This is a genomic window from Myxococcales bacterium (genome assembly GCA_022563535.1).
Lineage (GTDB): Bacteria > Myxococcota_A > UBA9160 > UBA9160 > UBA4427 > DUBZ01.
In genome coordinates, this window is sequence record JADFNE010000093.1 from 1 (window position 1) to 11,677 (window position 11,677).

Sequence of the window (11,677 nt, forward strand, 5' to 3'; positions counted from 1 at the left end):
GCGGGAATCGGCTGCGCCTCCGGTACACAGGGGCTGCACGACCCCCTGCGATCTCCAGCCAGAGAAAACCCTGAGAGTCGGCAGCGGTCTTGTCAGGTTATTTAGAACGTGTTCTACTTAGCGGCGTATTCCGAGTCACCCCCTGGGTCTCTCCGAGTTCAATCCGTATCAACGTCCGCAATCAGCCCTACCCGGGCATTCGGGGGGCTGCGGGCTCCGCCCGATCGGGAGGCGAGAATGAGTCAGAGCAACAACACTGGTGAGGAACTACTCCGCGCGACCCACGTCATGGAGTACGACTACAAACGTTCCCTGGGCCCGGTGCTGAGCCACTTCTTTACGGGCCTGCGAGATCGGCAGGCCTACGGGATCAAGACAGCCAAGGGCAAAGTGATCGTTCCCCCGACCGAGTATGACCCTGAGACGGGGGATGCGACGGGCGACTTCGTAGCCGTCGGCCCGGGCGGCGTCGTCAAGACTTGGTCCTGGATCGACAACCCCAAGCCAAAGAATCACCTGCAAGAGGCCTTCGCGTGGGCACTTGTTCAGCTGGACGGTGCCGATACCGCGCTGTTGCACGCCGTTTCTGCAGACAGCGAAGCCGAGATGTCCACCGGAATGCGCGTCACCATCAAGTGGGCCGACGAAACGATCGGATGTATTCAGGACATCGCGTGCTTCGTCCCGGAGGAGAAAGCGTGAGCGAGCAAGCATCCGAACCCGTTCGACTCATCGTGACCCCGGTGCGCTGTGAGTACGACTACACCCCCGGAGCGGCCACCCAGAAATTTCTCCGCGGAATGCAGAAAGGCAAGATCATGGGGCAGGCCTGCGACGGCTGCGGCAAGGTCTACGTCCCACCGCGCGGTGCGTGTGCGCGCTGCGGCAAACCGACCAGCCGCGAGGTCGAGGTCAAGGACACGGGAACGGTCGTGAGTTTTTCGATCGTGCGCGTCCCCTCCCAGCACATCAAAGTCGATCTGCCCTACGTGGCGGCCAATATCGTGCTGGACGGCGCAGACATCAGCTTTTCCTCGCTGATTCAGGAGTGCCCCTACCAGGAGGTGCGCATCGGGATGCGCGTCCAGGGAGTCTGGAAACCCGAATCCGAGTGGGGTCCAACCATGGCCAACATCAGCTACTTCCGCCCCCTCGATGAGCCCGACGTTCCGTTCAGCAAGATCAAGGAGATCTCGTGATGCGGAAGGTCGCCATTGTCGGTTACGCGCAGACGCCGTATGTGCGGAGTCAGATGAAATACAACGAAGTCGAGATGCTGCTCCCGATCATCAAGGAACTCTACGAAACGTCGGGCTTCAAGAAAGAAGATATCGACTTCACTTGTTCGGGAAGCTGTGACTATCTCGCGGGCCAGGCTTTTTCTTTCGTGATGGCGGTCGACGCCCTCGGCGCCTGGCCACCGATCAACGAATCCCATGTCGAAATGGACGGCGCCTGGGCAATGTACGAAGTCTGGGTCAAGATCCAGACCGGCGAAATCGATTCGGGGCTGATCTTCAGCTTCAGCCGCTCTTCCATGGGCGACCCCGCCGAAACCATGATCCTGCAACTCGACCCCTACACCCTGGCACCCCTGGGCCCCGATGCTCCCGCCCTCGCGGCCCTGCAAGCGCGTGCCCTGCTGGACAAAGGCCCGCACAGCGAACGCGATCTGGCCGAGATCGCCGTGCGTTCGCGACGCGATGCCAAGAACAATCCCCAAGCGCAGCTCTATGGGGACTTCGATGTCGATGCGTTGCTCGCCGAACCCTACCTGGCGTCTCCTCTGCGCAAGCACGACTGCCCGCCGATCACCGATGGCGCCTGCGCGATGATCATCGCCGCCGAAGAGGTCGTCGACAAAGCCGCGAAGCCTCCAGTCTGGATCACCGGCCTGGAACACCGCTTCGACAGCCATCAACCGGGCGGGCGTGACCTCACCCTTTCCCCTTCCACCCAGCTGGCGGGCGAAGCTGCCGGGGTGAACAAAGGCAAGATCGACTTCGCGGAGATCCACGCTCCGTTTACTCACCAGGAAATCATTCTGAGGCAAGCACTCGGTTTGCCAGACGACCTCCCCGTCAACGCATCCGGCGGCGCGCTGGCCGCCAACCCGATCATGTGCGCGGGACTTGCGCGATTGGGCGAAGCCTACCGGCAGATCCTCGCAGGCAAGGGGCAGCGCGCAGTCGCTCACGCGACCTCGGGCCCATGCCTACAGCAAAATCTCGTATGCGTACTGGAGGGACAGTCCTGATGGCCCCCAATCATCACGCCGCCATCATTGGCATTGGCCAGACCAATTTTGCAGCCAAACGCATTGACGTCTCGCAGGTGGGATTGATCCGAGAAGCGGCGCTTCGCGCCCTCCGTGATGCAGACCTCGATTGGAAGGACATCGACGCCGTCGTGCTCGGCAAAGCGCCCGACATGTTCGAGGGCGTCATGATGCCCGAACTTTTTCTCGCCGAGGCGCTGGGTTGCGTGGGCAAGCCCATGTTTCGGGTGCACACGGCGGGGAGTGTCGGGGGGGCGACTGCGATCGTAGCCGCGAGCCTGGTCCAGGCGGGGATTCACGAGCGCGTGCTCACGGTTGCCTATGAGAAGCAGAGCGAATCGAATGCGATGTGGGCACTCTCGATCCCGATCCCCTTCACCGCTGCGGTGGTCGCTGGAGCGGGAGGCTTCTTCGCACCGCTGATCCGCGGCTACATCGAACGTTCCGGCGCACCCGAAGACACCGGGATTCGCATCGCCCTGAAAGATCGCCTCAACGCCCTCAAGAACCCCGTGGCACACATCAAGCTGCCCGATGTGACCTTCGAGATGATCGAGAGCTCGATGATGCTCTGGGACCCCATTCGCTATCTCGAAACTTGTCCATCCTCCGACGGTGCATGTGCCATGGTGATCGGCAGCGAATCCGTGGCCAAGGCAGCCCCCAAGCAGCCGGCCTGGATCCACGCGACCTGCATGAAATCGGAGCCGACCATGTTTGCCGGGCGCGATCAAGTCATGCCCCAGGCCGGACTCGATTGCTCGAGGGAGCTCTACAAGAAAGCCGGCATTCAGAACCCGCGCGCAGAGATCGACTGCGCGGAAATCTACGTCCCCTTCTCCTGGTTCGAGGCGATGTGGATGGAGAACCTCCACTTTGCTCCGATCAACGAAGGTTGGAAGATGGTCTACGAGGGGGCGACCGCCCTCGACGGCGACCTGCCGGTCAACATGTCCGGTGGCGTTTTGTCGACCAACGCCATCGGTGCGTCGGGCATGGTGCGCTTTGCCGAGGCGGCGATGCAGATTCGCGGTCAGGCCGGGGAGCATCAGGTGGACGGGGCCAAGAAGGTTTTGGGCCACGCATACGGTGGTGGCAGCCAGTACTTCTCGATGTGGATCCTCGGCGACCGGCCGCTCTAGTACCAACGGCAAGGCGTTTTCCATGCGCGAAGAACGCGAAGAATACGGAGACATTCATGGCAGAGTCTGGATTTTGGAATTTTGCGCAGGCCAACCCGGAAGCCTTCGCCCTCGCCGACCCACAGGGACGCGAATGGACCCGCGGTGAACTTCTCGCCGAGGCGAACAAGATCGCTCACGGCCTGCGCGAACTGGGACTCGAACGCGGGGACTGTGTCGCAGTCGTACTCGAGAACTGCGCCGAGATGTTCCAGATGTACCTGGCCATCACCCAGATCGGGATGTACATGACCCCGATCAACAATCACCTCACGGGTCCCGAGATCGCCTTCATCGTGCAAGACTCCGAAGCCAAGGTGTTCATTGGCTCGGCGCGGTTTGGCGACGCCTGCCGCGCCGCTCGCGAAGAAATCAATTTTCCGAGCGACAAGGCTTTCTCCCTCGGCCAACTCGACGGATTCTCGCCGTTCGATGCCCTGACAGCGGGCCAGTCCGCCGAATTGCCCGACAACCGATCTGCGGGCCAGGTGATGAACTACACCTCGGGCACCACGGGCAAGCCCAAGGGAGTGCGCCGGCCCCTCGTCGACATCTCACCCGATATCATTGCAACCCTGATGTCGTCCTTTCTCGGAATGTTCGGCATCAAACCCGAAGACGACAACGTCCACATCTGCGGCTCGCCCCTGTATCACACCGCCGTGCTCATGTTCAGCTCAAATGCGTTGCATATCGGACACGCCGTGATCCTGCAGGACAAATGGATCCCTGAAGAGATGCTGATGCTGATCGAGAAGTACAAGGTCACCCACAGCCACATGGTTCCGACGCAGTTCCACCGCCTGCTCAAGCTGGACGCGCGTGTGCGCTCGAAGTACGACATGTCCTCGTTGCGCGCCATGATCCACGCTGCGGCTCCATGCCCGATCGAGACGAAGTGGAAGATGTTGGATTGGTGGGGCGACGCCATCTACGAGTACTACGCCGCGACCGAGGGCGGAGGCACTCTGGTCACGCCAGCAGAGTGGAGAAAATATCCGGGTACCGTCGGCCGCGCATGGACAGGATCCGACATCAAGATCTACGACGACGACGGGGGCGAACTCGGTCCCAACACGGTCGGCACGGTCTACATGAAGCTCGGCAACGCCGACTTCAAGTACAAGGGCGCCGAAAAGAAGACCCGGGACAACCGCATTGGAAACTACTTTACGGTGGGGGACATCGGAGAACTCAACGACGAGGGCTATCTCTTCCTGCGCGACCGCAAATTCGACATGATCATCTCCGGAGGCGCAAACATCTACCCGGCTGAAATCGAGGCCGAATTGATCCAGCACCCCAAGGTCGCGGATGTCGCGGTCTTCGGCATTCCCAACGACGATTGGGGAGAAGAGATCAAGGCGGTGATCGAAGTTGTGGACGGCGTCACGGGGGGAGACGATCTCAGCGCCGAGATCTTCAGCTGGTGCGAAGGCCGCCTGGCCAAGATGAAGACCCCGCGGAGCATCGACTACGCCGATGAACTGCCCCGTGATCCCAACGGCAAGCTCTACAAGAGAAAGCTTCGCGATCCCTATTGGGAGGGGCGATCGCAGATCTAAGGGCTGTTCTTGCTGTCGTTCGGGGAGGAGGCCCGACTACTCTTCGAAGGTGATGGCTTGTCGCGGGCAGAGACGGGCGGCTTCTCGGGCTTTTTCTTTCAGGTCTTCGGGCACGACGTCGATCTTGATCGTCAGCGTGTCGTCTTCTTCCACGCGAAATATCTCCGGTGCGGCCTTCATGCACAGCGCGTTGGCCTCGCACAAGTCGTAGTCGACTACCACCTTCATTTCGATCTCCTTGGTTCGTACTCGGGTAGCGAATTTAGCGAACGCCCGGGTCGGTTGCCCCTTTGGCTTTCGGCGTCTCCAGCTAGTCGAGCTGACCGAGGATCATGGCGCTGGTGGGGATTCCCACGCCCGCCGTGACGAGCACGTGTTCGTTTTTCTGCGGCTGATTGCTGGAGGTCCCGCGGATCAACCTCACTCCCTCGTTCACACCGTTCATGCCGTGGATGTAGGCCTCGCTCAGCTGGCCGCCGTGGGTGTTGGTCGGCAGCCTGCCTCCCAATTCGAGAGCCCCGCCCTTGATAAAATCCTTGGCTTCACCGGGCTTGCAGAATCCGAAACTCTCGAGCTGCCACAGAACGATCGACGAAAACGCGTCATAGATGATGGCCGCATCTATGTCGTCGGGGGTGAGCCCGCTCATCTCCCAGTTCTGCTTCGCAACCAGATCCATCTCCGGCAAACTCGTGAGCGAAGGTCGATAAAAGCTCGTCATCACCTCCTGATCTGCTCCCGCGGCCTGTGCCACACTACAAATCAGGGCGGCCCCGCCACAGTCGAGATCCCGCGCACGCTCCGGGCTGGTGATCACGCATGCCGTGCCGCCATCGGTCTCCTGGCAGCAGTCATACAACCGCAAAGGGTCTACGATCAGGCGCGCAGTCTGATGCTCATCGAGGGTCAACGGTCTTTGGTAGAAGAAGGCCGCCGGATTGTTCACGGCGTGATTGCGCTGAGCCAGGCATACCTGCGCCAGATCCTCGCTGGTGCAGCCAGTCTCGTACATATAACGCTGGGTGTACATCGCAACCCAACTCGCCGGGGTCATCAAGCCCGACGGCATGTACCAACTCCAGTGGATCAGATCCGATGTCGTGGCGCCCCCCGAGACTCCGGAGCTGTAGCGCGAACCCGAACGGCCGTTGAGTGCCCGGTAGACCACCACGGCCTTTGCGATTCCGGTGGCAATCGCCATGACGGCCTGTTGAATCACACCGACCGCCGCACCCCCGCCATGTGGGGTGCGACTGAAGAAGGTCAAGTCTTTGATCCCGACCGCCCGGGCGATCTCGATCTCGTCGCTGTTGTCCATGGTAAAGGTCGTCATGCCGTCGATGTCGGCCGGGCTGAGGCCCGCGTTCTTGATCGCCGCAGCGGTCGCTTCGCAGGCGAGCTGCAGCTCGGAGCGACCCGAATTCTTCGAAAATTCGGTCTGGCCGATTCCGACGATCGCGGCTTCATTTTTCAGCGTGGTGGGCATTCTTTTCTCATCCGAAACGCTCTAGAGCAAAGCGAACATGACCCGGCCCGTGACGTGATTGCCCCAGGCGTTCTTCCCCGTTACTTCCACGACGACGACGTTTTCCGCGTCGTCCTTTTCCGTTACTGATCCCGACATCACCATGGTCTCGCCCGGCAGGTTCGGAGTTCCTAGCTTGATCGAGACATTCTTCACGCGGGCATCGACGCCCGCCCAATCGGTCACAAAGCGCTCCACGAGACCATTGGTGGTAAGGATGTTCATGAAGACATCCTGCATGCCCGAAGCCTGGGCCGCGGTGCGGTCGTGATGAACCGGCGTGAAATCTTGTGAAGCCAGGGCTCCGCCCACGATCAAGCTGGACGTGATGGGAATCCGCTGCTCGGGCAGCGCGTCTCCGACGTTGACGTCACGAAATTGAATCCGGTTTCCCATCTTGGCTCCTGCAGTCTCGAGTATTTTCACTGCCGTTTACGCTACGGGCTTGAAGACCACCATTTTAAACTCTGGGTCCATCTGGCGAATTTCCGCCTGAACCTGCATCCCAATTTCAACTTCGTCGCAGGGACAGTCGACCACGTTCGAGACGAAACGCACCCCTTCCTCGAGGTCGATGACCGCAACGGTCAGCGGATATTCGTAGCCCGGAATCTCGGGATGGTGAATAACGACGTAGCTGTAGACCGTGCCCTCACCCGTCGAGGGGATCGAATCGAAGCGGACCGACTGGCACTCGCCGCACATCGGCCGCGGGGGATGACGCAGAACGCCGCAGTCTTCGCAGCGCTGGATCAGAAAATGGCCGGCGTTTACGCCATCCCACCACCACTGGTTGTCGTGTCCCAGCGCCGGACGCTGTCGAACCGGCAAAGCTGGCCCTCCGCCCGCTTCGCTCGGCGCGGCCGTCGCTTGCTCGCCGGGCTCGAACTTGAGGACACGAAACGTCAACCATCCGATCTCTTCGTCGTTCTGGTCGGTAAACGTGGTCCGGGTATCGATGAAGTAGCCGAGACCCAGGCCGGTGGCCTTCTGCTCGGAGATGGACTCGATGCGGGTGACGGCGCGCACGCGATCGCCGAGTTTCAAGTAGCGGATGTATTCCTGCTCGGTGTTGGTGGCCACGACGCCGGTGTACCCGACACTGTCGAATAGAGCGTGCAGTTCCTTTTGTTTGTCGTCGGGATTTGGCTCGCCAGTGGCCATATCCATACCCGACAAGATCCAGGCTTGCAGCATGGTGGGCGGCGCAACGATTTCGCCGTGGACTGAAGCTTCGGCTGCGGCCGCATCGACGTAGATGGGGAGGCGATTGTCGAGTGCTTCGCACCAGTGGCGAATCATCGACTGGTTGACTTCATCGCGCGCCATTTCTTCGACGCCGATCTCGATTCCCACGTAGGGTTCGAGCTTCTTTTCGAAGTCTTCTCTTTGCTTGCCCTGCAGACCCATTCCCGACCTCTCCGCTGAATTCGACAATCAGCTGGGGTCGAGCCCTCGGATCAGGCGCTCCCCTCTGCTGCGGCGCGCAACAACATAGCAGCGACGGTTTCCATTCTCTCGATCACATCATCCCTGCTGTGAAGTCCACCCGACCAGCCCACCATCAGGGCAAACCAGAAGACATTCAGGTTGTAGGCCAGGGTCTCCTCGAAATGACTGCTACGACCGTTCGGTCCACTGGGAAACCCGGGGCCATGCAGCGTCGTCACGATCATGCCCTCGACGCGACCGTGAAAGCTCGCGACCCGCTTGGCGAGATCAGGGTCTCCGGACGCCGCTGCCTTGACCAGGGCACGCGCCAAATTGGGACGACGGATCATTCCGTTCGTCGCCAGCCTGAAAAATCCCATCACCCGGGTCAAGGGATCCTCACCTTCGATCGGCTTCCGTTCGACCCGGCGCGCCAGGGCACTCGTTTCATACTCGAGCGCGGCGACCAGTAGGTCCTCTTTGCTTCGGAATCTTCGATACAGGGTGCCCATGGCAACACCCGCGTGGGCCGCGACGTCTCGCAAGCGCACCGCTTCGAACCCGCCTTGTTCGGCGAGAGCGAGAGCGGTTTCGACGATCTTCTGGGTTCGTTCCTCTGCGGAGTCTGCGTCACGTAGTCGGGCGAGCGAATTTTTGGTAGCCATTTCCGTGCCTTCGCAACATTGCTCACAACGGGGCGCTGCAGCTGTTCTGCGCTTTAATTTGAAGTGGGATGGCTTCTCTAAAAACCCTAGGTTGGGATCTCCGGAAACCCTCGAGAAGATTGAAACACGTTTTCCGCCACCCTTCCAGCCCGCCCGGCGGTTGCTGACCGGCCCGTGCCCGCCTCCCTCTGAAGCCTCAGATTGTCCTCAGCCCCGCAGATAGATGAGTCAAGTTCTGCGCTCAAAATGCCGATTCATGAACGCTCAGCGGAACCACTGTCACCGGACAGGCTCGATGCGCCTTAAATTTGATCGCGAGCCGCGATCCAACGCAAGCACACTTCGCGACAACGCAAGACTAGATCTGCGACTTCACAACGGGGTATATTCAGGTATTGGCAGTTCGAAACGTCTGAGAAAGAAATTGACATTGCATGCTCTAACCCTTCGCCAGTTTTGCTCCGGCATCCTGGGAAGCGGCGATCTGGAGAGTAAGTTAACTCCGCCGCACCAGCAGGATGGACAACCCCTGGATGACCACAATCCGGGGCACGCGCTCTATATTGCTTATCCCGCTCGCAATCCAGAAATAGCAATGGCTTCGGGCCTCCCCAACCTACCCCGCATCGGTGCGCTGAAGCAGCCCGAAGCGAGAATCCAATGCCTGGCACGCTTCGCCCACCACGAGTTGATGGCCGTCGAACTGTTCGCCTGGGCGTTGCTTCGCTGGCCCGAGCTCCCCAAGGAACTGCGTCGAGAATTCACCCGGGTTCTCGCGGATGAGCAAAGACACTGCCGCCTCTACATCGACCGATTGACCGAACTGGGGGGCAACTTCTTTTCCCCTCCGCATTCCAACTATTTCTGGAAGCACGTTCCCGCCATTTCAAAATCTCCCCACGGCCCCAGTGCCTTCCTGGCCGCCATGGGACTGACCCTCGAACAGGCCAACCTCGACTTCACACTCCTGTACCGCGAGGCATTCGCCGCAGCGGGTGACCAGAAGAGCGCTGACGTGCTGCTCGAGGTCCACAACGACGAGATCAAGCACGTTGCAGTGGCGGCTCACTGGCTGAAGGTTCTCGGGCCTCCGGGAAGCGACTTGATCGAGGCCTATAGCGAAGCTGTACCCTTCCCGTTCTCCGCTGCCCGGGCCAAGGCTCGCCAATTCGATGCCGCAGCCCGGCGCCGCGCCGGGTTGGGCGAACCCTTCATCAATTTCGTTCGCGAGGCGCAGTCGCGCCAGAATCAATCCGAGGGGCAAGTCGATTCCGAGGTCAAACGACCGGAGTCGGTTCACCAAACGCTGCTCTACCCCAATCTGGGCGGTGAAGAACTGCCGGGTAAAGGTGGCGTCGTCATGACCAGGGCCACGTTGCCCACCCTGCGCTTGTGGCGTCTCCTGTTCGGCAGCCAGACCCATTTTCTCCCGGCGCTCGCGAGCAACGATTCCGCCGACGAGTTGGCGACGTTGGCCTCATCCTGGTGGCCCGCAGATCTGGGCGAAGCCCCCAGTGCTGCGGCCTATCCGTGGCTCGAGGATGCGTGCGGCATCGTCCCCTGGATCAGCACCGCAAGGCTCCCGATCCACCCTTCCTTCGACAATCACAAAATCGCTTCGGCTCCGGCGGGCGCAGTCGCTCGCGTGCACGACAAGGCCTTTGCGATCGAACTGGCCGAGCGAGAAAACTTGCTGCCCGATTCCATGCGCGATCTGTTCCTCGTGCTCGATCCCGAAACGCTCCTCGACGCGGACTCGGCGATCCAGCGAATGGAGGCTGCCGTCGCCAACTGGCCCGATCAACTGGGCCGCAATTTCACCTTGAAGCCGAGACTCGGCACCAGCGGCCGGGGGCGTGTTCCCGGAGTGGATGGGCGCGTCGATTCTCCAGCGGTCCGCGGCGCACTCAAACGTCTCGCCAAACGCGGAGGTGCGATCCTCGAGCCGTGGTTCAAGCGCACCCTCGACCTCTCGACACAGATGTATATCGCGACGAACGGCGACGTGACCTTGCTCGGAACACTGGAACAGATCGTTGCGCCGTCCGGGGTTTACCTGGGACATCGTGCCGAGATCGATTCGCGCGGGCGCGTATTTTCAGGGAGCGTCTACGACGAAACTTTGCGCGAGACCGGTGTCATTGTCGCCAAGCACGCATTCGATGAGGGTTTCTTTGGACCTTGCGGTATTGATGCCTTCACCGTCGATGCGGGGGCAGCAGGCGAGATTCTGCGCCCCATCGTGGAGTTCAACGCCCGGTTCACCATGGGAACCATTGCCATCGGCATTGTGCGTCGAGCCCTCGCACAGATCAAAGAGCCACTCGACCTCACCCCCGGCATGCGTTGCGCATTTTACTTCGGTCTCGATGCCCCCGAACCCGGCTGGGAGCAAACCCTCGAAGCTGTCGAGGGCAAGAAATGGCTCATCCCACTTTCGCATCCAGCGGATGAGGTAAAGCCGGCGATTCTGTTCGCCGAGTCTCGCAGTGCGCTCGACAATGTGGTCGCTGCCGCTCGCCAGCCCAAGCCAAGGCCCAAGCGCAAGACGTCCCGCCAACCCGCCGAAACAAGTCCGGCCGAAGCACCCTCTTGACCGCTAGGCCTGCCCCATGAAACGCGGAGTCGATGATCGGCGCCTGGTCTGCTCGTTCCGACTCGAATCGTAGACTCGTCGCATCAGTACTTGTCGCTTTACCCATGCGCGCCCAGCCAATCGGGCTGCATCGCGATAGGCGAGCATTCGCTCCCGGTCCCTCAACAGGACATAGCCGAAGCGAAGTCCTTCCCAGAGCAGAATGGCCGGCAGATCGCGCAGGAACTGGTTCGGTCGCTCGTTCTTGATCATCTCGAGATAGCGATTCTTGAACGAATGTCGCCGCATTTCCGGGTCCACCCGTTGGCTGCCGCTGCGCCGCCAGCCTCGGTGATGAGTCGCACGGGCTCGCGGGACATACAGACAGGACCAGCCGAGTAGATTCGCACGCCAGGCGAGATCTGTGTCCTCGTGATAGCTGAAGAAGTCTTCGTCG

12 protein-coding genes are annotated in these 11,677 nt (G+C 60.7%); 6 read left to right on the plus strand and 6 right to left on the minus strand.

The window, feature by feature from the left end; translation table 11 throughout:
- Window positions 1-237 precede the first annotated feature (237 nt).
- From IH881_18540 to IH881_18560, 5 genes are read left to right on the plus strand one after another with little or no spacing between them, the layout of a single operon-like run.
- Window positions 238-702 carry an OB-fold domain-containing protein gene (locus IH881_18540; protein MCH7869698.1) on the plus strand — a complete coding sequence of 155 codons (465 nt, stop codon included), beginning with the start codon at window positions 238-240 and terminating at the stop codon, window positions 700-702.
- Window positions 699-1,199: a Zn-ribbon domain-containing OB-fold protein gene (locus tag IH881_18545; protein ID MCH7869699.1), complete on the plus strand. Its 501-nt coding sequence runs from the start codon at window positions 699-701 to the stop codon at window positions 1,197-1,199. The genes IH881_18540 and IH881_18545 overlap by 4 nt, the downstream gene beginning before the upstream one ends.
- Entirely contained in the window at window positions 1,199-2,257 is a 1,059-nt protein-coding gene (locus IH881_18550) for a thiolase domain-containing protein (protein MCH7869700.1), read from the plus strand. The genes IH881_18545 and IH881_18550 overlap by 1 nt, the downstream gene beginning before the upstream one ends.
- A complete protein-coding gene (locus IH881_18555) occupies window positions 2,257-3,420 on the plus strand; it encodes a thiolase domain-containing protein (GenBank protein MCH7869701.1) in 1,164 nt (387 codons plus the stop codon). Before IH881_18550 ends, IH881_18555 begins: the two co-directional genes overlap by 1 nt.
- Before the next feature lie 56 nt (window positions 3,421-3,476).
- Entirely contained in the window at window positions 3,477-5,024 is a 1,548-nt protein-coding gene (locus tag IH881_18560; GenBank protein MCH7869702.1) for an acyl-CoA synthetase, read from the plus strand.
- 36 nt (window positions 5,025-5,060) lie between these two features.
- Here the strand turns inward: IH881_18560 and IH881_18565 are convergent, their stop codons facing one another.
- The 5 genes from IH881_18565 to IH881_18585 all read right to left on the minus strand — a co-directional run bounded on the left by IH881_18565 (window position 5,061) and on the right by IH881_18585 (window position 8,645).
- Entirely contained in the window at window positions 5,061-5,252 is a 192-nt protein-coding gene (locus IH881_18565) for a ferredoxin (GenBank protein ID MCH7869703.1), read from the minus strand.
- An 82-nt stretch (window positions 5,253-5,334) separates the two neighbouring features.
- Window positions 5,335-6,510 carry a lipid-transfer protein gene (locus tag IH881_18570; GenBank protein ID MCH7869704.1) on the minus strand — a complete coding sequence of 392 codons (1,176 nt, stop codon included), beginning with the start codon at window positions 6,508-6,510 and terminating at the stop codon, window positions 5,335-5,337.
- Between the two features lie 21 nt (window positions 6,511-6,531).
- On the minus strand, window positions 6,532-6,945 hold the full coding sequence (locus IH881_18575) for an acyl dehydratase (GenBank protein MCH7869705.1): 414 nt from the start codon (window positions 6,943-6,945) through the stop codon (window positions 6,532-6,534).
- A gap of 36 nt (window positions 6,946-6,981) precedes the next feature.
- Window positions 6,982-7,959 carry a MaoC family dehydratase N-terminal domain-containing protein gene (locus tag IH881_18580; protein MCH7869706.1) on the minus strand — a complete coding sequence of 326 codons (978 nt, stop codon included), beginning with the start codon at window positions 7,957-7,959 and terminating at the stop codon, window positions 6,982-6,984.
- A gap of 50 nt (window positions 7,960-8,009) precedes the next feature.
- Entirely contained in the window at window positions 8,010-8,645 is a 636-nt protein-coding gene (locus IH881_18585) for a TetR/AcrR family transcriptional regulator (GenBank protein ID MCH7869707.1), read from the minus strand.
- Window positions 8,646-9,240: 595 nt separating this feature from the next.
- Here IH881_18585 and IH881_18590 point away from each other — a divergent pair.
- The gene (locus IH881_18590; GenBank protein MCH7869708.1) at window positions 9,241-11,241 is read left to right on the plus strand and encodes a DUF455 family protein; all 2,001 of its coding nucleotides are present in this window, start codon (window positions 9,241-9,243) and stop codon (window positions 11,239-11,241) included.
- 3 nt (window positions 11,242-11,244) lie between these two features.
- Here the strand turns inward: IH881_18590 and IH881_18595 are convergent.
- On the minus strand, window positions 11,245-11,677 hold a 433-nt coding region (locus tag IH881_18595), incomplete at its 5' end, for a hypothetical protein (protein MCH7869709.1).

Coding starts and splice junctions, on each gene's coding strand:
- IH881_18540 (MCH7869698.1), top strand. CDS start 238: ATGAGTCAGAGCAACAACACTGGTGAGGAACTACTCCGCGCGACCCAC.
- IH881_18550 (MCH7869700.1), top strand. CDS start 1,199: ATGCGGAAGGTCGCCATTGTCGGTTACGCGCAGACGCCGTATGTGCGG.
- IH881_18555 (MCH7869701.1), top strand. CDS start 2,257: ATGGCCCCCAATCATCACGCCGCCATCATTGGCATTGGCCAGACCAAT.
- IH881_18560 (MCH7869702.1), top strand. CDS start 3,477: ATGGCAGAGTCTGGATTTTGGAATTTTGCGCAGGCCAACCCGGAAGCC.
- IH881_18565 (MCH7869703.1), bottom strand. CDS start 5,252: ATGAAGGTGGTAGTCGACTACGACTTGTGCGAGGCCAACGCGCTGTGC.
- IH881_18570 (MCH7869704.1), bottom strand. CDS start 6,510: ATGCCCACCACGCTGAAAAATGAAGCCGCGATCGTCGGAATCGGCCAG.
- IH881_18575 (MCH7869705.1), bottom strand. CDS start 6,945: ATGGGAAACCGGATTCAATTTCGTGACGTCAACGTCGGAGACGCGCTG.
- IH881_18580 (MCH7869706.1), bottom strand. CDS start 7,959: ATGGGTCTGCAGGGCAAGCAAAGAGAAGACTTCGAAAAGAAGCTCGAA.
- IH881_18585 (MCH7869707.1), bottom strand. CDS start 8,645: ATGGCTACCAAAAATTCGCTCGCCCGACTACGTGACGCAGACTCCGCA.
- IH881_18590 (MCH7869708.1), top strand. CDS start 9,241: ATGGCTTCGGGCCTCCCCAACCTACCCCGCATCGGTGCGCTGAAGCAG.